This is a genomic window from Ktedonobacter sp. SOSP1-52 (genome assembly GCF_016587395.1).
Genome location: NZ_BNJH01000001.1, coordinates 245,717 through 272,694 on the forward strand (window position 1 = coordinate 245,717; position 26,978 = coordinate 272,694).

The 26,978-nt window shown below is 50.5% G+C and carries 15 protein-coding genes; 4 read left to right on the plus strand and 11 right to left on the minus strand.

The annotated features are described in order from the left end of the window. Positions 1-202: 202 nt before the first annotated feature. On the minus strand, positions 203-1,810 hold the full coding sequence (locus JMJ16_RS01095) for an ISL3 family transposase (RefSeq protein ID WP_201377749.1): 1,608 nt from the start codon (positions 1,808-1,810) through the stop codon (positions 203-205). Positions 1,811-2,484: 674 nt separating this feature from the next. Between JMJ16_RS01095 and JMJ16_RS01100 the strand changes: the two genes are divergently transcribed. Beyond that, positions 2,485-2,916 carry a hypothetical protein gene (locus JMJ16_RS01100; RefSeq protein WP_201377751.1) on the plus strand — a complete coding sequence of 144 codons (432 nt, stop codon included), beginning with the start codon at positions 2,485-2,487 and terminating at the stop codon, positions 2,914-2,916. A gap of 28 nt (positions 2,917-2,944) precedes the next feature. Further along, complete coding sequence (locus tag JMJ16_RS01105; RefSeq protein ID WP_201377753.1) at positions 2,945-3,274, plus strand: hypothetical protein; 330 nt, start codon at positions 2,945-2,947, stop codon at positions 3,272-3,274. Between the two features lie 140 nt (positions 3,275-3,414). Here the strand turns inward: JMJ16_RS01105 and dpdD are convergent, their stop codons facing one another. The 10 genes from dpdD to JMJ16_RS01155 form a co-directional block, all read right to left on the minus strand. Further along, positions 3,415-5,739, minus strand: a complete 2,325-nt coding sequence (gene dpdD, locus JMJ16_RS01110; RefSeq protein WP_305068032.1) for a protein DpdD — start codon at positions 5,737-5,739, stop codon at positions 3,415-3,417. After that, entirely contained in the window at positions 5,720-6,247 is a 528-nt protein-coding gene (gene dpdK, locus JMJ16_RS01115; protein ID WP_201377757.1) for a phospholipase D-like domain-containing protein DpdK, read from the minus strand. Before dpdK ends, dpdD begins: the two co-directional genes overlap by 20 nt. Next, complete coding sequence (gene dpdJ, locus JMJ16_RS01120) at positions 6,240-9,794, minus strand: protein DpdJ (protein ID WP_201377759.1); 3,555 nt, start codon at positions 9,792-9,794, stop codon at positions 6,240-6,242. Before dpdJ ends, dpdK begins: the two co-directional genes overlap by 8 nt. Beyond that, positions 9,773-10,903, minus strand: a complete 1,131-nt coding sequence (locus JMJ16_RS01125; protein ID WP_201377761.1) for a DEAD/DEAH box helicase — start codon at positions 10,901-10,903, stop codon at positions 9,773-9,775. The genes dpdJ and JMJ16_RS01125 overlap by 22 nt, the downstream gene beginning before the upstream one ends. Before the next feature lie 6 nt (positions 10,904-10,909). After that, a complete protein-coding gene (locus tag JMJ16_RS01130; protein WP_201377763.1) occupies positions 10,910-11,605 on the minus strand; it encodes a hypothetical protein in 696 nt (231 codons plus the stop codon). Continuing rightward, positions 11,602-14,814: an ATP-binding protein gene (locus tag JMJ16_RS01135; RefSeq protein ID WP_201377765.1), complete on the minus strand. Its 3,213-nt coding sequence runs from the start codon at positions 14,812-14,814 to the stop codon at positions 11,602-11,604. Before JMJ16_RS01135 ends, JMJ16_RS01130 begins: the two co-directional genes overlap by 4 nt. A 5-nt stretch (positions 14,815-14,819) precedes the next feature. Next, complete coding sequence (gene dpdG, locus JMJ16_RS01140; RefSeq protein WP_201377766.1) at positions 14,820-15,707, minus strand: protein DpdG; 888 nt, start codon at positions 15,705-15,707, stop codon at positions 14,820-14,822. Between the two features lie 11 nt (positions 15,708-15,718). Then, positions 15,719-18,370 (minus strand): protein DpdF, encoded by a 2,652-nt coding sequence (dpdF, locus tag JMJ16_RS01145; protein WP_236601525.1) that lies wholly within the window; start codon positions 18,368-18,370, stop codon positions 15,719-15,721. Between the two features lie 8 nt (positions 18,371-18,378). After that, positions 18,379-21,450, minus strand: a complete 3,072-nt coding sequence (locus JMJ16_RS01150; protein ID WP_201377768.1) for an SNF2-related protein — start codon at positions 21,448-21,450, stop codon at positions 18,379-18,381. 826 nt (positions 21,451-22,276) lie between these two features. Next, complete coding sequence (locus JMJ16_RS01155; protein WP_201382681.1) at positions 22,277-23,581, minus strand: NF041680 family putative transposase; 1,305 nt, start codon at positions 23,579-23,581, stop codon at positions 22,277-22,279. Positions 23,582-23,851: 270 nt separating this feature from the next. Here JMJ16_RS01155 and JMJ16_RS01160 point away from each other — a divergent pair, with 270 nt between their 5' ends. Both JMJ16_RS01160 and dpdA read left to right on the plus strand, forming a co-directional pair. After that, complete coding sequence (locus JMJ16_RS01160; protein ID WP_201377769.1) at positions 23,852-25,000, plus strand: RNA-guided endonuclease TnpB family protein; 1,149 nt, start codon at positions 23,852-23,854, stop codon at positions 24,998-25,000. 588 nt (positions 25,001-25,588) lie between these two features. After that, a complete protein-coding gene (gene dpdA / locus JMJ16_RS01165) occupies positions 25,589-26,920 on the plus strand; it encodes a tRNA-guanine transglycosylase DpdA (RefSeq protein ID WP_201377770.1) in 1,332 nt (443 codons plus the stop codon). The last annotated feature ends 58 nt before the right edge of the window (positions 26,921-26,978 follow it).

Sequence of the window (26,978 nt, forward strand, 5' to 3'; positions counted from 1 at the left end):
GTTTTTATTTACAACACTCCATTCCAGCACACCAGATGTGGAGCGGTTTTCCCAGGCACTTCCACGCCAGTGCTCATGCTTCGCGCCGATTGCTCACTCTTCACCTTAAAACCTGCTCTCTCTTCGGTTCTTACACATTCCCGGTGAAGCTCGCTTGCTTCCCAATACGGCCTGATGTTTCATGGCGAAATCTTCTTTCCTGCTAGAAAGCATGAAGAACTCGCTGGCGGAGCAGAGAGATACCTGCTCGTCCATACCCCATCCTTTTGATCAGCTTCAGTTTGTTGACGTGCCCCTCAACCAATCCGTTGTTTTGGGGGAGGGTTAGTCCTGCCACGACTGCGGCCTTGTCTCTCTCAACACTGGTAGCAAACCCTTGCAGTTCACGAATCTGGCTCGCTCTGGCCTTCTCAAGCCAGCCGTCAAGCCGTTCTCCGGTACGAGTGCGCAGCATCTGGGCGAACTGCTGAACCAGGGTGTAAGCCAGCTCGATCTCTGGATCGAGTTGGCGGAGGGTGAGAAGTATTTCTTGTTCATCGGTCGAAAGTGCTTCAGGCCGACGAAGAAAGAGAAAAGCCGCAGACTTTGATGAGAGAGGCATTGGAGAGAGGGTGCATGCTTTTGCAGCGTTCTTCTTCCCCTCTGGAAGCAAGCGAAGCAACTGGTCATGCATTGACTGATACGATTGAGTGTAGCCACGCTCCAGCAGTTCCCGATACAACTGCGCCATATTATGACAACCAGCTTCCCACCGTTCTCGCAGATAGGGGAGGTGGCCATCAACACCCGTCTTGCGCAGAGGTGATTGTCGTTCAGGAAAGGTGCCACTCCTCAACCAGCGTGTGACCGTGGCAATACCGATGCCAACCTGCTCGGCAATGGTCGACAGGGTGAAGCCTTGTTTCCGTAAGGCCACGACCTGCTCGTATTGAGCCAGACGCTCCGCTCGCTTCGCTTGGCTCAACTCGGCTCCCTTCCGATGAGGTCTGGGTGGCTGTTTCGCTTGCACTTCCGAGAGAGAGGGGGCCGAGGACTTCTCGGCCTGACCTCTACGACGAGCAGCCAAGTGGCGGGCCAGCACCCCCTCCAGAGCCTCGCCAAGATTCTTGAGGACATGAAACCTGTCTGCACACTGTACCGCCTGGGGAGCGGCGGTCTTGGCTGCTGATGCATAGTCCCCTCCCCGATCTCGACTCACCAGTTCAATTTCTGGGTGGGTCGTTATCCAGGCTGCGGTGGTTTCTGCCGATCGATCAGGCAACACATCAATGACCCTGTGACTGCGCATGTCTACCAGGATCGTGCCATATTTGCGTCCTCGCCGAAACGCAAAATCGTCGATCCCAAGCTCTATCACCTGTTGGAGCGGTTCTCTTGGAAGCGCCATGATCCGACGAAGCACCGTCATCCAGGAGGTCTTAATCCCTAATCGCTCAGCTAAACGCGCTCCCAGCATGCCGCCAGTTGCTAAGCCGAGAGCCTGAACGATTTGAAACAGGCGAGCAGTGACTCGCGCCAGAGGTTCAATAAAGGGGGTGAAACGTTCGGCAAAGATTTTTCGCGCGCACGTACTGACATCACAAAAGCATTTGCGGACCAGAACGCGCAAGCAGACACGCTTTCCACCGGACGGGAGATCCGTGATCTGGCGGACGTAACGGCTATGAAATCGGTGTGCCGGAGTGCCACAGAGGGGGCAGCAGGGATGTTTCCGTATGCAATGAGCGGTAATTGTGAAGACCTCATCAATCATCTCGATCTCTGTGACCTCCAGTTCCTCTGGCAAGGCAAGCGTAACAGGTACTTCCATCTTCATCTGATCCTTCTACAAAAGCAGTATTATTAGTGTAGAACGATCTATCGATACGTCTATAGCAAGCGAACTTCACCGGGAGTGTGTAAGAACCTCTCTTCACCTTATTTACCATCTAAAAACGAGAACATTACTTCGTAATTCGACGGTGGTTTTGTATGGAGATGTGATACCTTGAAGTTCTACTTGCCCAATTTTGAGGATTTAGTTGATCCTGACTATAATTTTGTGACCGACTAGCCTTCGCCCGAACGTGGTGATCGGTGGTTACATGATAGTTTGGCACACGACTTTTTTAATGAGTTAATTTTTGATGGCATGCTTGTCTCAAAAGCGTCATTATCTCCGACTTCCGAAAAGTATATCCAAAGAGCCGGGTGCATGCATGCACCCGCTTAGATAAAGCCGTTCCCGTGATGGACGATTGTGGGGCATTTACTTATTTCTTATCAGAGAACCCAGCCTATACTATACAGCAGACGATAGACTATTATCAGATTTTCGACTTCACCTATAGGGTATCGCTTGATCACCTCTGCATTATAACAATTGACACCCTTGAAGCAGCATTGAAGCAAGGGCGATTAAAGCAAAAATGGTGGGAAGGCAAGACGATCCAACAGATCCAGAAAGAGCGTTTCGAGCGAAGTGCTGGAGAGAAGGAGCTTTCCATGAATAGACCGGCGGCCATCACCTTCGTTCGCTCCACAGGAGATGTGGTCGAGCAAGCTCGCCTGCGGTATCTGCTTGACGGAGAACCTCTTGCACTAACAATCAGGCAGCAGATGTTTGCTGACCAGCAGGAGGATGGAGGATGGAGACCTTTCTGGGCATCCGATTACAGTTCGCTGGATGCTACCTATTTCCGCTTAGCGCAAGCAGAGCAGCTCGGCCTCAGCACAAACGAAGCGGAGATTGCTTCTGCCCTCATCTTCCTCACGCAGCGGCAACGCAAGGACGGCAGTTGGGAAGATGAGGAACAGATGGCCGAGCAGACACCGCTCTGGGCAATGCCAGGCGACCTTTCTGCTCGCCTCTATCTCACCGCCAATTGCGGCTTCTGGCTCACGGCTTTGGCAGACTCATCCGAGAATGCACGGTAAGCCGCAAGCTACTTACAACGGTATCTGGATGAAAGGGGGACAATTCCCCACCTTCGTCCATGCTCAGTGGTTAGCAGGAGGTTTGTGGTATCGCTTGCACTGCCACGAGGCCCAGCGAGTTTTCGGCTCCTTGGCACAACAGCTCATCGGCCTTCCGGCGAGTAATCTCGCCTGGTTACTCTCGACATTGCTTCTGGCAGGGATGCCATTCGACCACTGTGTGATCGAGCACGCCGTTTCACGCTCGGAGCAGCAGCAAGAGCCAGATGGGCGTTGGTCGAGCGAAGATGGGTCAGCCCGAGATATCCATACCACCTTAGAGGCGATGCGAGTCCTTCGCCTTTGTCAACGTATCTAACTGTACGTCATCTGACTAATTGACTTGAATGTTGTTTTTTAACACCCAAATGCGTGTCCAGCTTTTTGGATCCAGTACACACTCAATGCCCAAAAAGTTGCTTGATTGTACGTAGGTACCTTCTCTGTACAGAGCTCCACTTATAGGTAATACTTAGCCGCGTATTCTTCGACTGCACGTACTAAGCTGGTAGATCCACTTGATTGAGGTCGTACTACTTTTGCCGAATCGATAAGAGGCCCAACGCCATACGTCATCGCGTGTTTCATAGCAGTGATAACCATCACAACCATATCAGCCTGCAATGCGATCGATTTTGCCATTTCAGTCAGTACTTTATCTGTGCAGATACGGATTTCCAGCTTTGGATTGCGAGCAAGCAGTTGCTCTTTAGCCCGTTGTGCAGATGGCTCCAGCAAAGAATAGATACCAATCCTATACCCCTCTGGCAAAAGCTTGATAGGATCATCGGTCGCGGTAAGATGACCTCTGAAACGCTCACGCAATGCATCCAAAAGAGCATCGCTACCCGGAACGCAGCGGCTTAGATCTATCCAGCCATTCACGTTCGTTATCTGATGATGTGGCTGGACACGTACCAACTCCGAAATCCAGAGCTGATACCAGGTCGTCAGTGCAGCTGGTTCTAGGCCGTAATCCAGCAGCATCTCACAAGTGTCTAATGCCCACACTTCAAGCCTGGGTATAGGTACGCCACACCACTCTTTCAAGTGGCCAAATACAGCCTCGCAGCTCTCAGATGCGGAGCGTAACTGTGCTTCTGCCAGGCGTAGCAAAAGCCAGCCTGTATACTGCAGCTCCTTGGGTACTGCTAGCAGTGCAAGATACAACGTTTCGTAGAGACTTCTATAGAGAGGCACATCCGTCCTAGGGAACTCTTGGTCAGACAAGAAAAACTGCGTAATCTTCAGGAGCGCATCTCGAACCAAATCTTTCTTGATCAGTTGGGCATCGTCGACAATTTCTAGTAAACGCTCCGTAAACTGTTCTATATGCGGCTCTGTCCAAAAGCGTTCATCACAGATCTCCGCCAAGCGCGTGATTGCCTTGCCCAGTTCCGAGTTAGAAGAAGAAGCGTGTTTGATGTGGTCAAACCACGCCAGCCAATCCTGAATAAGAGCAGGTCCCTGTTCTGCCCCTTCCGCCATCTGTCCCTCGGCCTGGGCAACAAATTGCAGCAAGGTACCATGAATGTGACTGATAAAGGGGAACCGTTGGTTCAATTGCTGCAGCTCGGCCGGGGAATACTTACCGTAGGATACGAGGGCCTCTTCAGCCAGAGATACGTCGATTGTGTGATACGCTATCTGCATGCTGAGAATTATCTTAGCGTCGCTCTCCTCGACTTCTTTACTATACCGCCGAGCTGCATCAAAGTCTCCATAGTCCAAGGCTTCGCGCGCGAGGCTCAAAGGCGTTCTGACAGCAGCCAGCTCATTCACTGGTGCGGAAGACACCTCTGGAGCAAGTAGAGAGAGAAGCTGCTGAATACACAACTGGGCTTCAGAACCTGAATTGACATCCACCAGCGCAAGCAGCGCCACACGGTCCCCCTCCAGTGCGGATTGATACGCAAATACCTGCACCACAGGTCCTTCTGTAAGGCCCAGACGCCCCGTAAGTAACGAGCCAAGCAAAGGAAGGCTCTCACGGAAAGTTTCTAGTGCCTCCTGCCACTGGTTTTGTTGTTCTAGGGGAAAAAGCACCGTCTGGTGGAAAGCTGTTAATAGCGCACCGCGTACAGAACGAGGCACACGTGCTTGCACTAACTGTGCTCTGTCGCGGCATTGCCATATTTCATTCCAGCGCCGCTGTAGGGCAAATTGTTCGATCTTTAAGAAGAGGAGGTTTTCACCCGTAGTCAGATTGAGGAGGAGCATTGTGCGTCGAGCCTGCTCAGCCTCGCCCCACTGAGCAGCGGCAAGCGCCATTCTAAACCGCTCGTAGAGGCGGCCGTAGGTGAGGACCTCATCTCTACGCTCGGCATGCGGATACCTCTCTTCCAGATCCATCCACAAACCGAGGGAATACAACACCTGGTGCTCGAATTCTTTGCGCGACTTTAGTACGTAGTAACCTGATGGGTAGAGTTCGGCCCCCAGAAGCTGCAATGGATGTCTCCCATTGAATGGGAGCGGCTTTAGTTCCTGGGTGAAAGTCGCATATGTGGGCACAAGAAAATGCCTGACGCGCTGACACGCTAGCTCCAATTGTCTGCGATCAGAAGCAGTAATAAGGAAGCGGGACGATTGCAGGTTTGGAACAACAACCGCTTTATAGCCATCGCTTATTCGTTCCAGCAGTTGCGCCAGGAACTCGTTCTCAACGTGTATCTCACATTTTTCTGAGTCACAATCGGTCTGACCTTCCAGAGCGCTTGCTAATTCCAGGACTTGCAATGCGAATTTGTAACGCTTTTGCTCATTATAGCGAATTACTTTCATACTCTAGCCTTTGCCAACTAGCACGCGCTTCCTGCAAGGCGCGAAATATATCCGCAGGTTCGGTGGAAAGCTCTACATTCTCATCGTTGAGATACACACCAGCATGGGTAAAGTTCATAGACCCACGTAGATAGCAATTCTGCGTGATCAAGCCCTTAGAATGAACGTCCCTATCGTAACGATACTCGACGTTGGTACGCCGAAGGTCACGCAGACACTCTTCTGTTGCAGGGTGATGGGGGCGGCACACTATACGAATACGCGTCCCCCTTTCCGCTAACAGCCAGAGAATATCCACGAGTGTCAACTCGCTCTTATTCAATTCGCGCGCAGCCGCACGAAACTGGCCGAAGCGGTTGTCAATCAGTACAACCCTACCCAACCAAGGCGAGAACAAATAGAGCTCCTCACTGGGATTCAGTAGTTCTAGCGCGAACAGCGATTTCAAACAATCGACGAGCAGGAGAGAGCTAACCCTAGATTTTGATCGGATCATACGGTTAGGCATGGGCGAACTCCTTGATCCACAACTCAATTGTCCAGGTAAGGTCTGTACGCATAATACGCTCCACAGTTGGGAACAACAGCTGAAACCCTATTTCTATTGGCTCCGTAAGCAAATCCATTATGTGTTGCTTGCAGGCGAAAAGTTGGTCCTGTGGACACAGTATCTGTACTTTATAAGAAGTGGAAAGTACATGGCGGGCTTGTTGCACCCAGCCCTGCTGCTCACAGGCAACTCTTTGCACACCTGGCGGTAAAAGCGAACGCAGCAGAGCCCGCGAAGGCTTTACCAGTTCCTGATACCAATGAGATTCCTCAATACAATCGGGGCAGCTGTCGGTACAGTTCAACCAGAGAAGGGATTGCAAAATGTTAAAACTTTGGCTCGGATCTTGCGTGCTAACTCCTCCGATACGCTGCAAGATAGCTTGCAGCCTCTGAGAAATTTTCTCATGCTTCAACGCAGCGACTGCAATTACGCGTATATCGATCTTACAATTGAGCCTCTGCTCTTCATCGCGCCAGAAGCGAAGAAGGTGGGCCAGCAAGTCATCGCTGTCCTGATCCGAATTGGGGCGCAGCCATTTCGCATGCAGAGCGACGAGCAATTCCCGCGTCGCAGGTATACCATGCCGCTCCAAAACGGACTTCAGGCGTTTATGCAATTCTTCTTGCTCTTTAATATCGTCTTCCTGGCGCAGAGCTGCGAATACTTTTTTCAGTTGAGGATTTCCGCTCTCTACTAACTCTGCCACCCGTTGCAACTGCGTGGCTAACTCCTGGCGCTCACAGTGGTGCAGTGCATCGTACATTGCTAGTTCGAACTCGTAAGGGCTACTCTCTAGGAGAGAAGCCAGTCGAGAGATGAGACCCACTCCCCCGGGAGTCTTTTCCGAAATCCAGACGCTTTCTCCATCCACATCCATAATCAGTTCGTCCGGATCAGAGTCAGGGATCATTTGTGTAAGCGCTGCGAACAGGGTTGAACCTAACGAGGACGCATAACACTCTCTCAGCCACGCCTCCATGTCCACATCCTCATCCTGCCAGAGCACAGATGAGCATTCTTCTAGCGCCTGCACAATATCGGCATCTCTTAGACGTTGTTGGAGCTTCTCATGTAAAGGTCCAACTTTCTCCTCACCGTAATCTTCAGCCTGCTGGCTTTGGAATATGACTTCCATAGTACGCTGAGCCAGTTTCTGACGTTGATCCTTCACAATCGGCGCTGCTTCAGCGAGGCTTCGAGATATACCGACAGCAGTTGCAACAAGCATCGATAGCTCTAATTGCCAAAGCCACTCGATTTCAAAGCGCGAGAGCCTCTTTTCCTGGACATACCTGTGCCGCCTGAACTTGTAAAGGAAGAATTCTGGGCGTAGATCTCGGTAGATAGACGACCAACTGGGGATATTCCGACAACCCACAATATCAAGGGGCTTGAATTGGAAGCGCAGCGCGTCCACATGGTACACAGTGCCGATTGCAGCAGGGTGACGTGCTTGAGTTTCGAAACTCAACCACAAGGGCAGGGGGTCTCTCTTGTTTCCATTGCGTGTTTCGTATCGCACCTCGGCTTTAATGCCGGTAGCAAGGCGCGCGACTTCGACCCATGAACCGTTGGAGAGGGTATAACTACTAATTGCGGTGAAAGTAGTTTTCCAGTCAGAAGTATCGGGCAACGCAATCGTTCTATCCCCGCTCGCCTCCTCTCCCGCCAATTGTACTTTGTGAGCAAAATGCGAACGCCACTGGTAATGCGCGCTACTACTGGGGCTAATGTCTTCTGGTACTTGCGCCAACGTATAAGCCCGAGGGGAGAAAAGTTGATACTGTGTTCCTCCCACTTCGAATTCTTGCGGAACCTCATCAAACACGATGGAGAGCCCGCTAATCGATAGTGTGTCCCGCAGTTGCTCAGCATGCGGCATGGGCAACCAGTGCGCCTCCTTCTTGCTATCACTCAAGGAGAAGCGTTTGCTAACATTGCCCGGTGCGAACTCGCTTAAACACTGCTGCAAAGAAAGGTAAACTACTTTCGGCTCCGTTTGCGGTATCGACGATCCCTTTTGCCGGGTATTTTGAGACAGCGTTAAGGGTATATCGAGAAGCTTAAGGTCGGTAAAAAGGGTGGACGGAATGAAATCAGGCAAGGGGTTTCTAGAAATATTATCGCCCCATACCTCCACAGCGTGAGTCTCGCTATTCAATCGCTGCCAGCTGCTATTTAATTGCCTCGCCAAGGTTGGCAACACTTCAAAGACGAGTGAACGAGGTTCTTCCCAAAGAACGGAGTCGAGCTCCCTTTGCTCATACAAACCGAGGGCACGGCGTAGATAGCGCCCCAGGTCATCGAGCAGGTCGCCGTTTAAAACATCCTCGACAAGGGTATAAAGAGCTCTCCTCTGGTCAGCATTCCGATTGTGCGCCTTTTCATCACTACGCAAAACGTCCCACAGGTCAATGTTCCTGCAATGCTCCTTCTCCTTTAGCTTCAGCGAGAACCAGTCCATAAGGGCAAAAGTGGCCTGGATCTTGCGCACATAGTAGTTATCAAGCGGAATGTCTATATTTTTGAGCTCAGGGTCAAATAAGTTCTCTGCGTGTTGAAATGCCCAGCGATCCCTTCCGTAAGCTGACGCAACGACAACCATCCATGGACGCATCAAGCGCAAGCGGCCGGCGCGCCCTTTGCGTTGAAGAAAGGACGCCATACTATGTGGGGATTTGTGTTGAATTACCGCGCCAACGCTGGGATCATTGAACCCTACCTCTAGGGTACTGGTAGCGATTACGACATTGGCACTCGTATCGACACCTCGGCTCTGCGATGACGTCAGGCTTATCCGCAGCGGCGCAAACAAATTATGGCCGATATCTTCACACACGCGCCAATCTTGCCCCGCCTGAATCTTCCTTCTCGTATCTGGATCCTGCCTTCTGCGGCTGCGCCACTTACTCAGGACCTTCGCCTTTTCAGCATCCAACTCATTGTAGTACCACCTGTTGAGCACATCTAGCTTATCGGCAAAAGCGAAGATCTTGCGCCCATATGTCCTCCTTGATGGCTGCGTATCGGTTGTATCCAACATGCGCGCCAGCAACATGACGGTCTGAATCGAGGTCGAGAGCAAGTTCTTAGCGGAGACAGGATCGCCTTTCAGAACCAGGTTGTACTCTGCCCCTTCAACCTCAATATCCTCCCACTGCGGTCGTACGTAGCTGACAAGACTCGGCGATATGCCGGTTAATCTAGAAAAGAAAGAGGAGGCATCTTTCAGAGTGGCAGATAAGCCCACACAACAAAGTCTCTCAGTTTGCCTTCGGCAGCGTGCGTGGCGCCAACGACGCAATAGATAGGCGATATTAGCCCCGTGCAGCCCTTCGTAAGTATGAATCTCATCGAGCAGCAACATCGTGGGCAACAAATCAACGCGATCCACGCCAAACAGGCGGTGTTCCCCCGCGTAGCTCAAACGGCGGTTAAGCATCTCAGTGGTCGTAAACAAGATATCCGGAGGAGTGTGCTTCATCTGCTCGCGCGTGAGCAAAAGGTGATGACCTTGTATCTCAAAAGAGCAATCTGGGCAACGCAAGCGCGCGTAGCTGCCGTATTTTTTCTGTTTGTTGTCCTCTGCTTCTCGTTCAACATCCTCCCGGTACCAGACGAGAGCCTGGGGGTTGCTTTCTTCTCCCGGCAATCCGGGCAGGGGAAATAGGGGCATTCCCAGCCTGCAATACCACTTTGTGGCTTAACGGGAGTCCAACCTGAATGCCCATCTTTCAGCAATCTTTCGGCTGAGTATGGGGTATCGCCGTAGTAAGCACCAACCGCGATACAACGCTTCTTATGGGCCTGAAGGAAGCTATCCAGCTTACGAGCCTCCAGATAGGCCTCCAACAGCTGGTCCTTCAATAACTCATTGCGCGGATAAATCGCAAGTGCCTGCACATAGCGGCTCTCCATTCTCAGATTAGAGGCAATCTCAGCCATGGCCGGGATGTAGAATGCCTTTGTTTTACCGGCGCCCGTTCCAGCTCCAATGACTAAACCGCGATCGTTATACATGCCTTTTTCAGCAAGATGCAGGCTACGGTGTTGTTCTACAATGGCTTGCTTTTGAAAGCGAGAGAGAGAAAGCTCTTTGCCAGTCGGACCTTTCAGCAGGCAAGTTACCGCCTCTATATAGAAAGGGTCAGCGCCGTCTGTGCGCAATTCGTCGCACAGCTCTTTTATACTCACATCGCGTTTGGGATAGCTTCTTCTCTTGATGTCTATCTTGAAGTCACTCACTAATCGCGGGGCCGTTTGCCAATCTTCGGGAGAAAAACGCTGCCGCAGCAGAAACAAAAGGCGAATCGCCTCCGCGAAGCGGCTCCGATAAGACTCTTTTTGAGCGTTTGACGGGAAAATGAGCTTCCGATCCTCGAGATTTTCCAGAAGAGCTTCGGGCTCTACCCCAAACCCCTGCAACTCCAACCAAAGCTCTTTTCCTTTCCCGCTGAGGTGCTCCAGTAAATCCGGTAGCATTACTCGAAGGGGGCTTTTGACATCAACAAAACCCCAATTGAGTAATTTCATCTCATTCAATTCAATTTCCGTCAAAAGTTCATTTCCCAAGGCATCGAGCTTCTCGCCTAGTATTTCTTCATCCGGCATATTTCTCTATCCTCTTTTTCTCCCGGTAAAACCAATAAAGAAAGCGCTTGCATGCTCTCCCTGCCGACACCAGTGCAAAACTTCATCTGTAAGGTCCGCAAGCGTGGCTTGATCTTTTAAGATATTCTCCAAAAACTTCTTCACATCTGAGCTCAAGCCTTGGATATCGCTTAAATGCTGATTGAGTTGCCGCAAGCACTCGTCAAACTCTAGCAATTGAGCCGGAGTCAGTGGTATGTGTTCAATGTAGTGCTGCAAGCGTAAAGTCAATGTCTCGTAGGTAGCCTGCTGTGCCTCTACTTCGGGAAGGTAACTCACCAAACGCAGTAATTCAAACGTCTCCCTAGTGTATCCCTGTGCATAGAGTTTCCAATGGGCTTTAAGGTCATCAATGAGTTCTTGTGCTCCCCTCTGAAGTTGTGCCAGTTCCTTTACTTGGCGTAGCTGGCTCTCTTGCCTCTTGGCGCTAGCGTCCACATCGCGGACCAATTGCTCCATAGCAGATCCAATGTCTTGGACTATAGGTTCAGCTAACCGCCCTTTTTGCAATATTACAAGGGCTTTTAACTGCACAGCTACTTCTTTGAACCGAACCAATGCATCAAAGGTCGCTTGTATAGATGTCAGGTTATTTTTCAACCGCTCGAGGTAATCAATTTCCTGTATCTGCTGGCATACTTCTTGCGATAAACTAACAATCATGCCCTCTCCTCTTTCACCCGCTGCACATCAAGAGTGTTAGCGATTTCCCGGTACATAAATACCACCTCTTCCTGTTTTGACGCACTCTCGGCGGTTACCTGACTTTGAAGTTGAGTGAACCTTTTCACATTCGCCTCTCTCAGCTTTGTCGCTTCCTTCACAAAGCTTTCGAAATAGGAGAGGTAGTCCTGCGCCTGCAAATACAATTCCCCGTTATGCGAGAGATGCAGAGCAAGTTGCTCTTGCGTCTGCTTTTTTAAGTGATTCTGTAACTGCGCCTGCATACTGCTAAACTGCGTGGCGTTCAGAGAACGCCTGATGACAAAGTTGGTACCCCGTTGCGTCTCCGCCATAACTTTTACGAAGGTCTGTAAAGCCTGAAACACCTCTTTGGGTGATCTGTCTTCTAAAAAAGCGCTCAAGCGAGCTAGAAGGTCCTCAATTGCCACACAGTCATCGCTTAGAGCTACCGCGAATTGAGTTCGTAGGAGAGTATAGACTGTTACAACATCACTCCATGGCAAGACAGCAGCAGAATCGAGTTGGGCAGCATCAGGCAGTTGCCAGTCATTTCTTCGCAGTTGCTTGAGCAAGCGCATTCCCCGTGGTGCATCCAGAAAGCGCACATCACCGCTTCCTCCTTGAGAACAATTCAAAGCACTCAGCAATAGCGAGCAAAGCTCAGAGGCTCTTTTCTGCGTAATTTGCCTTACGAGACCGGCCCATGTACGAGAGTGCTGTTGCTCCACCTTTTGCCGAAGCTGCTCCCACTCAGCGGTGGAATTCCTGGTACTGACGCAAAAGTTCACAAGGTCAAGCCACAATTCCTCAGGAGACGAATAGGAGATTCGCAGAGCCCCCTGAAGGCAAGCCATAATCAAACAACTGAAGACGAGCATTTCATCGAGTGGCAACACGTTGCTGACCGAGCGATGAGGCTGCTGAACGAACTGGGCAATCTCAGACTCATGCAAGTGCAACCAGATGCTGAAGTTCGATAAACAGCCGCTCAATACGGCATCCGTCAAGTCCTGGCCGCTCTCCCTGATGCTTACCAGCGCTAGCAATACTGCCATAAGCTCGGGATCGCGTTTTAGCGTCAGATAATGAGCAACATTCATCCTCCCATCTTGAGACTCAATGCAGATTCTTCTTCCCTTTAATGCCTCTTCGACCTGGCGATCACTGATATGGTAAAAGTCCCAATCGATAAAGGACCGGAGCAGGGGAACAAGTAATTCTCGATACTCTGCATAGTAGACCAGCTTACCTCCATTAAACCAAGCGGTGATATCTCGCACATACCTGTTTTGCTGTTTCTCCTTCGGCTGATTGGGCAGTGAAGGTGCTCTTTCGGTTATTCCACTTCCTTCCGCCTGACCCATCCCCAACGGCGATCCAGCTGATCCGGGGCCCCCAGATGTGCCATGATGAGATGTCACGGAAAGCGCAGGGCCGGCAATACGCTCACCTGGAATTGGTTTTATGCCAAAGGCTTGAAAAACCTCTTGTGGCAGATCTCCCACTAAATTGCTTGCTCCAACCTCCATTGAGTCAACCGTTCCATTGCCCCAGATCATCATTAGTGTCTCGATACGTTTAGCATCCTTGCCTCCTTGAAAGGCAATCACGTTGTGCTGCATCTTTTCAAGGGAAAACGTGGTAAATTCTCCTCCAAACTCAGAAGATGCAGGAGGATAGGCTCCCTGCTCAACTTTCGGGCCATGGCTTTGCATAATATAGTGCAGTACGTTATGGAGCAGCGATCGTGGAGTGCGCTTGCTGGTGGAGGTATCGATATGCTGATAAAGGGTCCAGATAGCCTTCTGATTAAACGGATAGAGACCAATTTCCTGCTCGTGCTGACCATCCGGCTGCATCTTATGGGTGCCAAAAGCTCTGTGGCAGTCTGTTTTATATGCGCAGCTTGCGCAAGCATTAGGGAGCTGGTCAGGTTTCCCCCCCTGCCCGAGCCACACATCCAACTCTCTTTGTTCCAGGCGCATAACGTTCAAATAACGAGATGCCAGAGCGGCAGTAGCATTTACATCAGAGAGCAGTTCGGAATCACTTAATCCTCCTTGAGTAGCGTTTAGGGAAATGATATGCGTTAAGCGGTCCTTCATATTATCAGGGACATGATCCGTGAAATAGCTGTCTGTAATGCCAACCACAGAAGCGATACGGCAAAATTCCTGATTCCCTTCGCCCACATGCTGTGTTGCCAGTACATCGAGCAGGCCGGCATCGATGCCGGTCAGTGCCGTAATATCCTCAATGAAAAGGGTTAGGGTCTGCTTTCGTAAGCGCAGCTGGCGACGTAGGTCATAAAAGATTTGCTTAAAATCATCGCTTGTGAGTGCGGTGGCGTGCCCAATTGCGAAAGAGAGCAATTGGTTTAGGTAAGATACCACCTGGCGACGCTCTTCTGCCCGATCTTCACCCTGCAAGCGTTCAGCAACAAACCTGGCTTCCTGGTACCCTTCCATCTGATTGAGTATTGCCGCTTTAAAAATGAAATCATTTTCTTCGAACTTCGGCATTTCGCGGTTTTGGATACCTGAACCACTTCTGAGGAACCGTATAATACGGTCGATAGGGCCTCCTGCCTTCATCAATTCCTGGCGCACCACAAAGTCCAGCAGGTACTTTTCCAACCTACTTCTTTTCGCCAGCCACCCAGGCATCTCCACTTGCGGCATTTCGCCTATCCCCACAAGTAACTGGCTAAGGAGTGTACCGGCCAACGCTTCCTTAGAGATTTCGATACGTGCACCATCGAGCTTCTCGAGCTGCTCCTTCATCGTTTCTTTGTCGAAAATACCCGAGTGGATGATTTGCTCCAGAGTGCCACGCAGGCTGCACTGTGCTCGCTCTATGAATAATACACGTTCGTGCTCCTGATCTGCTTCCGCAGCATAGCGCTCTTTGAGCCAACGAATTAAATGCGATTTCCCCGTACCTGGTATTCCTTGGACGACGACAAAAGCATGCCTATCCAACTCAGCGCAATTCTTTAGCTCTTGAAGCAACCCATTCTCGCTGGTATCGCTAATTACTTGGGGATATCGATGGTAAGTGAATTTATTCAGGGGAGTGTGAGTGGCAAGAAACGTGGCTGTATCCACAGAAGCCGCTTCTTTGTTGATGACCTGGCCGATGCGCTCACTTTTCCAGCACTGAACTAAAGCAAAAGGCTTCGTTTGCATACCCTCTAACCTCCCAGGTATTCAATATGGGTTAACTGCTGATGCACACTTCCTTGAGCCGGATACAGCTGCCATACGCTTAGGGAGTCAGCCTGGTACTCCAAACGAATGGATTGCAATCTATCCAGTGTCCGTAGCCCCGTTGAGAGCATTAGGCTTAGCCTGTTCCCCTGGACATCAGAACCCCGGCTGGCTTGCCAGCACAGAGTAAACAACTTTCCACCATCTAGTTCAGGGCACGCTCTTCCCAATCTCTCTATAAACTGCTCCAGAGTCATATATTCGCCTTCTTGAAAAATTGCCGGCAAAGCAGCTCTCAGCCGTCCGGTCGCGTCTGGCACTACTACTTCACGCCCATTAAATCTCATTGACCAACCCAATCCGAGAAATACCGCCCATTTACGCCACCCGTTGAGCTTTGTATCATTGAAGAGCCGCTGGTCATCCGTTGCCTGGCTAGGAGACATATCAGCATTGAACTGGGGGAAATATTTCTGTTCTGCTAGCTCATAGAATACACGTGTATCCTGTACAGCGTACCAGGCAGAGAACAAATTAAAGAGATAGTTTGATCGGTGCCTTTCGGTCACACCTAATAGCAGGTCACGCATACAGTCACGAAACGCCGACTCGCTCGCTAATTTATCTGAGGATACGCCCAAAGAAATCGTTTTATCTTCACGCTCCTGTAGCAAACCTATATCTATAGCCTGCCGTATGGCTATCGCAGTGGTGGAACCGGCGACTGTAGCAGCGGCAGATTTGTCGGTCAGCACCTGGGGCTGCAATAGGTCAAAAATCTCCTGCTGGGTGGAAGTCTCGAGGTCTGCCACCAACCTCGCTAGTGCCCATAAGCGGCGCCACTCAATTCGCGCATCGTTAATAATTTCCATATAAACTCCGTCTAAAACAGCTCATTCTTCCACCTCGTCAAGTGCATATACAGGTGGTCCAATTTTTCGCTCATGCCTTCGATCCGATCAACAAAACGGCCCCGTTCGCTTTCTAAAAACAGCGACCGATGAACAATATGGACCAGTGGAACGCGTTGACTATTCCAACGCCTCAACTGTTTGGACAGGCGGCGATAGAACAGACCTGCAGGGATGTCAGCTGCAGGATATACAATGCCAGTAGGTACTGTGTAAAGGGGGAGAAACTCCAAATCCTCCTCGGTCAAAATTTGATGAGGGGTCGCGTTTTGATTGGCAACGCGTTTGATGAGCCCTTGCAACCACGATGAATCAGAAGATAACTCTTCTGGCAGAATAATTTGTTGAACGCCGGCTTCAATTAACTCCACCAGTAATTCATCGATCTGCTTCTGTGCGGTGAGGTCACGCAAGCCATCCCAGGTAACATGTAAAACGGCTCGCCAACCCATTAGCTCGCGTAAATCAGCGGCGAGGAGCTCCGCGTTTGGTTTGCCAGATTCGATGTCTACGCTCAGTGGAAGTGATTGCTCATAGGGGGGATTTTGCACGCCGCGGCAGTAGGGGCACCCTCCGCATGCTCGTGCACATCCAGGGTACAAATCGCTCAATTCGTAAGCCAGGCATCGTTGAGCCGTTTCCCCGCTGTATTCTTTTGCGATTGTTTCCATTTTTGTCAGGGCGGATAGGATATCCCTGACTTCCTCCCGTCGTTTCTCTTTCAGCAATTGGATGAATTCCGGGTTTTCCGGATACGCCGTTATAACGGGATCTAATAAGCGGACCAGTAACCAATCTCGTATCGAAAGGGTCGAAGTATCGACATTCAAAGAATTGAGTGCCGGCGCAATATCTTCACGGGCATCCACGATCTGGAGCAACCCGGCCCGCTGCATGAGGAGTAGGGTGTGTTCGTTCCACTCGCGATTTTTATCGCTACGGCGCATATCTGGTTCATTCGCTGGAGAGGCATTCGTATCCACTAAAAGGTCGGCTGCATGCTCAGTGGATAGAACGCGTCCAGTTCGGTGCATCCCTTCCCAACGGTTCGCGGCCTGCTCTTCGGTGATACGAGCAGCCCATGTCATGCCTTCAGCCACCCTGTAATCTTCTTCCGTCGTGCAAAGAAGGCTGATTGCGCTGTAGCCGTCACGTCCCGCTCGCCCAACTTCTTGATAAAAGCGGTCGACATTTTCGGGTAAACAGGCGTGAATAATAGTACGTACATCGCTCTTATCGATACCTACACCAAACGCTGATGTGGCAACCATAAGATCGATCTCACTGTCCCTCCAGGCACGGATCAGTTGCTGACGCTTGGCTGGTGGGGTCTCACCCGTAAAAACTCCCAGCCGTTGGAAGCTCTGACGCAGTAAAATTTCCTGCCAATGCTCAGCATCTTTCACCCTGGAAACATAGAGAATAGCCGGGCGTGGCAGATGCCATAAAGCCTCCAACACTCTCTTCTCACGTGTACTGCTATCTCTTGAAAAATGGGACCAATATGATGGCTCCGGACGCAGGCGGTTTGCCTGAACACTGAAAAACGAACCATCCCGCCCAAAGAGCTGTCGAAGCAATGCCATACACTTTTGCGACACGGTAGCCGAAAGCAGTAGCGTTCGTAACTGCCCGCCGGAGTGCTCTAATAGTCGCTCGCGATAGGCAGCGAGGAACTGAAACCGGGTACGGAAACCGGCGCCCCAAGTCTCGACAAGATGAGCTTCATCGACCACCAGCCAATTAATAGTTTTCTGACTGGCTGCCTCCAAACAGACAGTATACAAGTCAGATTGCATCAGCGCTTCCGGCGATGTATACAAAATGGGCAACGTGCCGTACTTGATGCCTGCACATATCGCTGCTCGCATTTCTCGTGGGGTATCCGCAGTCCAGGCCTGCGGCAGATACTCAGGAGAGGTTACCGATTCGAAAAAGCGAAGGGCGCTTCTCTGCTGATCAATGGCAAGTGAGACGGTTGGCACCACCACTAGCGTTGTTCCGCCTTTAATGCGACCTCCTTTCGAAGCATGCCACGCGGGCTCGAGAATAGCCAGGCTTTTTCCCATACCCGTCGGCATAGTTACAAGTAGTGTGGAACCTGGGTCGCAAAACAGGCATCCCTGCACAGCCGCCCGCTGAGCCAATGATTGGTACCCGGCAAAGTGTCCCAGTGTCATAGCATACAGTAACCCGTCGCCTAGTACATGAGTATTCGAACGCCGCCGCACTATATGGTCAATTTCTTCTGTCCCCTGCAACCACTGTGGATGCCACTCATCAGCCATCAGTTGGATCATACCCGGTTCATCGCTATCCACAGCCCCCCATAGACCAGTTCTAGCTTCTTCCGCGCTAAGTCGCTGCCAGAGGCGTACTGGCGCCGCCAACCGTTGTCTATGGCTACGGATGACTTGCCGTAGGAGCACAAGCACATCTGCACTCCCTTCCTCCGTTTCGCTCCAGTGTTGCAATGCTTGAGCAAGACGTAATAATCCATAGCTACGCACACTCTCGGTCTCTGTCAGCTCATCTTGGCAACGCTTCAGCTGATGTATAAAAGCAGAATAATTGGACGTCTCCGTACTCAAAAGCAACTGAAACGCATCAAAGAGCTCGCTCATCACACAACTTACTTTCCTTGTAACACCCAATAACAGGCGGATTCTAGATTCCTGATTGGGCGGCGTATACCCTCAACAAGTGCCTGCGAAATACGCTCGTGATCTTCGATTTGCTCCCACGTCAGCATAGACTGCCCGTTTATGTAGTGGTTTCGCCAGTGGTAGATGGCTTTCAAGCCCGCCGCCTGTTTCTCAAATCTGTCTCGCGCCTCTCCAGCCAACTCTTCCATGTACTCGTCTAATTCCTCGGAGAGAATGGTATCTGCAAGATTAAGCGTGCGGTCGGTAACGGTATGCCACTCATCAACAGGGTGTTCTCTTTTAAAGGTCTGCAACCGAGACACAGCACCATCGCGTTTACCCAGGTGAATGTCTTCCCCCGAACTATAGGCGCGCTGGGTAAGTTTCCACACTGCGCTACTTGTGCTCTCTCGCCGTCCTTCCTCAGAGATAAGCAGGCGAACCGTAGAAGTGTGCAAAAAGCCCAAGGCTCGGAACAGATGAGCCGGATCATAACCGAGCTGGTACAGTGGTCGTGGATCGATAGTTAAGCTAAAAAGGAGTTCGAATCCGCGCCATGTTCCTTGTACTGCTGGGGCATGCCGCAAAATAGCGCAGCAGCGACCTCTGTCGGCCTCTATTGCATTATCGACAATCGCGTCAATCCAAGGGTCGTTGCCTGGGGCAAAAAAGACGAGCTCTTCATGGTGTACAGCAATTTCCCGGTTAAATGTCCCTCGAATTACCAGATTATTTTTACGACCTGACCGGCGCAAGGCCTCTTCCATATTGGGAGGATTGAGAAACCTCGCCTTATTCATGCTCGCAATATTGAAACGCTTCGGATAGAAGGTTACAATATCCGCATGCGAGTCATAAGCTGCGTACAGTCCAGCGATGCGTGCCCACTTGAGACAAGCAGTCCGCAGAAGCTCCCCGTCTTGAAAGCGCTCACTAATGTGATCGAACTCCCCCCTCAAACTGGTATGAACCGAAGCTTCTTCAAAGTAGCGTTCCTCTTCTACTTCTTCACGTAGCTTCTCTGCCTTACCCACCATATCTTTCACCTGGTGGGACACGCCCCAGCGCGGATCTTCTTTTATCGCTGCCAGCAGCTCTTCTTGGACACCCTCCAGCACGATTTCCATCCCACTCATCGAGCGCGTAAAGAGATGAAATGCATCCTGCCAGATATGGAAAAGATCTTCTTCGGGCCAATCCTGACCGTAAGGAACGACTGAACGCACGGTCCCCGATTTTCCAAACCTGTCTACCCGGCCAATACGCTGCTCTATCTGAGCCGGGGTCCAAGGGAGATCTATGTGGATGATCAGATCTGCAATTTGAAAATTACGGCCTTCACCTCCCAATTCATCGCTAAGTAAGATACGGCAGTGGGGAACGCTTTGGAAAGTATCAGCACTGTTCTGAAGTTGCTCATCGTTCAAAGAGCAAGTAAACTGAGCAATGGCATTCCGGCCATAGCGATGCTCAAGATAGGGCAAGAGAGTTTCTAGCGTTTGTAACCAACCAGAGAAGACTATTACCTTCTTCGAAGAGCTTGTACTCATGATCTCATGTAAAGCATTTAACGCACTCACCAGGCGATGAGAAGCGGGCGGAGGAGATGGTGTGAAACGCTGAAGAGATTCGGTCAAAGCCTGCTCTGTCAGCTCCTGCCAGCGCTCAACCAGAACGAGGAGTGGCTCAAGAAAACGCAACCGCTCCTCCTCCAACAGAGGGCCATATTCCAGAATCCCATTAATACGTTGTTCCTCAGATCTAGGCGCAGCAGGTACCAACAGCTGTTCCAAGGTATGGGGCGGAGCCGATTCTACAGGGTTGGTGACATAGGCAATGCGCGACTCCAGTACATCTAGTAACGCAGATGGACTGCTTGCAGAGGCATACATCCATACCTTACAGTATTCTGTTACCAGCGGATGGTCTGTAAATGCGCGGCTATACGCATTAATATACTCATACAGTTCCTCCAGCGCTTCCGTTTCCGCAATGCTAGGAACATATGCCCAAGAAGGGTCGAGTTCACGTCGGGGCATTGGCGCGGTAATGTGGACGCGGCGATTACGTATTATCCTTCGCTCAATCTGATAATTCTCGCTGACATAGGCAAAAACCTCTTTTGCCGCAGATAAACTATCCCCCTGCCGCATCTCCTCATCATCTACCTTATTAATCAAGTCCATCAAGAACGTATCCTGTTTGAGGCCCATCCACATATGATCCATCTCATCTACAAATTCCTCCGCATCGAAATCTTCTTCCGTCAAGGTACGTCCGAGAAGAGTCATGCGGCGCCGTATCTTGGCTTGAGCTTGCAATAGCTCCTCAAAAGCTTCCAAGTCTTGGATCTTATATCTGCTTGGATTCATTAGAGACAGAATGTAGAGGTACTCCCGAGCATAGCGCTGGATAGGGGTAGCAGAGAGTATGAGCACCTTTTCAATACTGGAACTCAGTTGGTGTACACGCTGATAAAGTTCCGGCAGCTTGTGCAAATGGTGGGCCTCGTCTACAATCAGCACTCCCCACTTCTGGGTACGCGCCATAAGCCACAACTCTTCGCTGCGAGCTAGCTCTTCCACACACAGAATACAGCCGCCCAGAGACATACAAGACTCTATTTGCTGTGAGGTGCTAACAATGGGAAAGTCCAGCCAGAACTTCTCATTCAGTTCATTATGCCACTGTCGAGCTAAGGCCGATGGGACGATAATAAGAGCCTTTAGAGAGGGATTGCGTCGGCGCAACCCCTTGAGAATGACACAGGCTTCTATCGTTTTCCCTAATCCGACCTCGTCCGCTAAAATGTAGCGGCATGTTGTATCGGCTAGTACTCTGGAAACGACTTCGGCTTGATGGGCCAACAACATCACACGGGCACTGACCAGTTCATCGACGCCAAAGGTGACATTGTGCAGCTCTCGATAAGCCTGGATTAGGTAGTCGCGGGGGAATTTCCAGCTTGGGTTCTGAAACTCGTAGCTGAAGAGCTGCAAGGCCGGGGGATAGTTTTGGCGATCCGAGGAGACGTGGATATTTCCCTCATCTAGGCGCAAGATCCGCTTCTCCCCCTCAATTTGGACATAGTACTCGATCGATTTTCCCGGGTCCCACACGTCTTGACACTGAAATAATATGTGTCCCTGTTTGCGAGTTACTGGAGAAGTAAATTTCGTATGGGGCAAAATAAAACAGCGGCTGAGATGCTCTAAGAGACATTCTGTTTCGATCGTTTCTTGTTCTGAAGGGCGATACAATTTTACACGAGCAGTGTTTGTTGCATCGTCAACGGAATGAATTTGACCGAGCCCAAAGTCCCGGAATTCAGTGTCTGGTCGCTCGTTTTCCAGAGGTACACGTACATACATGCCGGGTAAAAGAACAGAGTTCTGGAGGCGTTCTATCTCCAATTGACCACCCTTACTTCTATGTAGAGGCATCAACCCCTCTGACAGGATCGTTATATATCAATTGCGTTTTTACTAAAGTCGGTAAGGTATCATCACTAGCTTTTGAAGATATAGAATAGTAGAGGTCTAAGGATGCCCGATTATTATACCAGAAATATATAAATGCACAAGTACCAGAGTAACACCTCCATATGTTCTGAAACGTATAATGCCAATGAGTATCTTTTTTTCTTTCCTTCATTAAAAGGCAAAAATCCTTGATCCAATGGAGTTAGATAACAAAGTTCCATACAGCTCTTTTTTATCGTATTCATGGCTGTGTTATCGACATTACAAACAGAAAATCTACAAGGGACAATAGAAGTAGAGTGATTTCCATATTGGTGTTTAGATAAACAGGACCTATGAGAATGTGCTTCGCACATTCTGAAAAAAGGAAACCATGTTCACATTGACGACTCTCAAAAGACATTTAGCCCTTGGTTTTGGCCTTGTGCTTGCTTTTGAGGACCACGCCATGGCGTGGAGCAGGCTGCGGATGGAACCCAGAGGCTCGTCCTGGCGATTTTCCTCGCTTTTGGCACATCCGAGTCGGCGTTCCCAACTGCACCAAAAGCGAGGGCATTGTCCGACGAACTTGTCGGGGGGTCAGCGGACGTTGCTTGGGTTCCCAAGGCCGATACACGGCCTGTCCCAGCGGACGTGCCAACAGCAACTGGTTCAAAGCCAGCGCCACCAACAGACTCCAACGCTCGAATTGCTCGGGTGTGCGCACACGGGCCTGGGTCCAGAGCAAGTCTTGCTTCATGAAACGGTAGCCATGCTCATGAGAGAAGCGATGGGCGTAGGTGGGAGCGACCTCCTGCAAAGGCATGTCTGCCGAGAGCTGAACAAACCAGCTCTCACGCGGATCGCGCTTGCTGTTCTTGGCCCCCTCGCGCACCACACGCACCACACACACCTCGACATCACGACCTTGTTTGAAGTGCAACCCGCTCCAACGCGTGAGGTGGACAGGCCTGCCCTTCTCATCGTTTGCGCTTACGCTCTCATCGGCCCCTGTCAGCGTTTCTGCTCGTGTGCCTTGCAGCAAGGCTCCATCCAAAGGGATACGGCCTTTCTTGCTTTTGCGCACGGGCTTGCGATACAGCTTGCGGTTGCGCTTGAGACGAATGAGCACCTGGCAGCCCAACTCCTTGCAGGCACGCAAGAACGCAGCCGTCGCATACCAGCGATCTGCCAGGATGACCACGCGACGTTTGAGGTGAGGAACCACCTCGCGCAGCTGGATGAGAGCCACCTCGGTAGCCGTTTGGTCGGTGCGCACGCGTCGCTGATCCAGGATGCCAACCCAACTGCCAGGCTCGGTAGGCAAGAGCATCACCGTCGAGAACTGCCATCCCACACTCACTGGCTTGGTGGCACGAGGCAGATTGGGGACGTAGATGATGCCGCGATCTGGGCTGGTTTCGGCTTCTGGCCGAGGCACACTACTACAATCAATGCTGATGCAAATGAGTTCCTCGCCCCCTCGTTGCTGCAAGAGGGCGTGGATGCAGACGGCGCGCAAGGCGTCCTCATCAATCTTGCCATTGGTCAAGCCTTGATAGAGGCTGGACCAGCCACGCTCGAAAGCAGGCGCTTGCGACAATTCGATCAGCGAGCGAGCCTCGGACTCGCTCAGCAAGGCATCACACAGGTTGAACAGGGCATCGGCTCCGCGACCAAAGCACGCGTAGGCTTGCTGACGAAAATCGGTCAATGTGTTAAAGTACATCCACGTAATGCTCATTTCTTGTTGATTTTTCTTGTTGAAAGAACATTACGTGATGTGGCAGCTCTTGGCAATCAAGACTGCCTTTTTTCTTAGGTTTATCTAAACGTCAATTCCATAGAAAAGAATGGATATTCTTTATAGAACCTCCGCTTCTGGAAACCCCTGTGTTTTAACCAGGGGAGGAAAGAAGCGTTCCTTTTCTGGGTAGAGAGGGTGGCGGTACATCCTTCCCTACTTGACAAAACATGTTATATATGAGATGCTTTCTGTATGGACAGAACAATTGTATTGCAACTCACCCCGACACACGAGCAATCTGCTCTCTTGCAGCAAACATTGCAGGAGCATACGGCTTGCTTTAATGCTGTGGCTGAGGAAGGTTTTACTTCCAAGTGCAGCAATGGTGTAGAACTGCATAAGCGTACATACTTTGATTTGCGTACGCAATATCCCAACCTGCCGGCACAACTGGTGTGCGCTGCGCGTGTCAAAGCCACCGAAGCAGTGAAAAGCGCGCTTGACCGCGTGAAGAAGGGTCGCAAGGCGAGTACACCGCGTTCTCGTGTCTGTCCTATCCGCTACGATCAGCGCTCCTACTGGATCAGGTGGGAGAATCTGGCGACCAGCCTTGCCACTGTGCAAGGACGTGTACAACTCACCTTCACTGTTCCCAAGCATGCAGAGAAGTACGTCGGTGGCAAGGTGTGTAGTGCCGACCTGTGTTATCGCAAAGGCAAGTACACTTTGCACGTGGCGGTGAGCCTTCCTGATCCTGTTGTTTCTCCCTCCAATGAAGTGATTGGCGTTGACCTCGGATTGACCCATCCGGCTGTGACTTCCAAGCATCAATTCTTGGGAGAGCGTCGATGGAAAGAGCAAGAACGCCGTCTCTTCCGCCTCAAACGAAAACTGCAAGCCAAGAACACCAAATCTGCTAAAAGGCACCTGAAAAAGCTTTCGGGCAAACTGTTTCGGCAGAGAAAAGACCATGACCATGTGCTCTCCAAACGCCTTGTTCAGAACGCCACCCCCGGCAGTACCATCGTGCTTGAGAACCTCACCCATATTCGCTCTCGTGCACACATGCGCAAAGGCGAAGGCCAGCGCCGCCTGCATTCGTGGAGCTTCGCTCAGTTCCATGCCTTCCTGAACTACAAAGCTCAGGAGAAGGGCATTGAGGTGGTGAAGGTAGACCCACGCCACACGAGCCAAACCTGCTCGTGTTGTGGACATCAGGCGCGTAACAATCGTCGTTCTCAAAGCCTCTTCCTTTGCCGTGGGTGCGGCTTCAGCCTCAATGCTGACCTGAATGCTTCGCGTAACATTCGCAACAAGTACGTTGCGTCTCTTGCCAGCCTTGGTACATCTTTGGCTGGTGGGCTGTCGTCAAGCAGCCTCTCGTCTCAAGCTTCGGCTTAGGGACAAGCCCCGTGCATGTATGCCGGGGTTCTTGACTTATCTTCAATACCAGATATACGCGCTTTCGTTTCATAACTAGCTCCCACAGACTACCCCTCAAATGATGTTATTCATCTAGTGCTAAATGAACTTTTCCGCTATAGAGGTGTATGAACCAGTACAGGAGATTTACATCGTTTCAGACTAGTGTATAATTGTGGTCTCACCCTAAGTGAAGTTACTTCGCGCATACCTATCTAGATCATCTTTATCAGTAGTGCGGCCAAGCGACGAGGAAAAGGTCAGGGATCACATAACTCACATCAGTATTGTTTTGGTCATTTGAGTGCATCTCGAAGTGGTATACTCTCCCTTGCTAGACCATTACAAGCCGCTGTATTCCTATCGGATCTTTGAGCAACAAAGCTGTAAGGAGAGTCCGGGCTTCAATTCCTTTATATTTCGCTTGCCAGAGCACACAGGATAGGGAAATGTGGTCAGATAACGACAAAACTTGTTTGTCTGTGCAAACAGAAGCATATTATACGTTCTAAATACGAGAACATCGTATTGCACGTCGATGGTGGTTTTCTAAGGAGAAGTGAGACCTTGAAGTTCTACTTGCCCAATTTTGAGGATTTAGTTGATCCAGATTACAATTTTTTGACTGACCAACCATCCCCGCACCGCGGTGATCGGTGGGTACACGATAGACTAGCGCACGACTTTTTTAATGAGCCGATTTTTGATGGTATGCTCGTCTCAAAAGCGTCATTATCCCCATCGTCTGAAAAATATATCCGCGGAGCTGGCGGCATGCATACATTCGCTCGCTTAGATAAGACAGTCCCTGTAATGGGCGATTGTGGAGCATTTACTTATTTCTTATCCGAGAAGCCCACATATACCATACAGCAAACGATAGATTATTATCAAAATTTCGACTTCACCTATGGAGTCTCGCTTGACCACCTGTGCTTTATAACAGTTGATGCTCTTGAAGGTGCATTCGAACAAGGGCGTTTAAAACAAAAGTGGTGGGCAGGCAAGACCACCAGGCAAATCCAGGAAGAACGGTTTGAGCTAACTCTACGGAACGCTCAAGAGTTCATAGACTTGCACGCAAAGCAGAAACCCTCTTTTACGCCAATCGGTATTGCTCAGGGAACAAGTCCTGAGCTTTACTATACAGCTGTAGAGCAACTCATCAAAATGGGGTATGAGCACATCGCCCTAGGTGGCTTAGTAAAAAGCAAAGATAATGCAATCATTGCTATTCTCGAGCGCTTACAACCACTGATACGGAACGGGATCCAACTGCATATCTTTGGTGTTGCCCGCTTATCCCTTGTCCCCGCATTTTTGCAGCTAGGCGTTACGAGTGCTGATAGCTCTGCCCCTCTACGTAAGGCATTCATGGGTGATACCAATTATTGGACATTAGATGGGAAAAAATATCAAGCTATCCGCGTTCCAGAGGCCAGGTCAGAGAGAACAAAGAGGGGTGTGTTTACAGTTAAAAAGGTGCTCCAAAACAACGAGCTCCTCTCAGTCGAGACATTAGTAGAGCTTGAGCAAAAAGCCCTCGATGTATTAAGGGCCTATGACAAGGGACAATACAGCTTAGAGGACACTCTTGAAGCAGTACTAGAGTATGATCAGTTGTACGGAGAGAAACGTGACCACAGAGAATCTTACCAGCGCACCTTACAGGACCAGCCTTGGAAAGCGTGTGATTGTCCTATTTGCCAGCAGCTAGGTATCGAAGTGGTCATTTTCCGGGGCAATAATCGCAACAGGCGACGTGGCTTCCATAATGTTAGGACTTTTTACACTCAGCTCCAATACGTGAAAACCCATTCAGAACCATATGTGACGCCTGCCGAACCAGCAGAAGACATTGACACACCTGTACAGCAGCTCCTTTTTGAAGGAGTATAGTCGTTTCGATAATAGGCTGCATAGAGGCAAACCATTGCACAAGCATTTGCCTCTATGC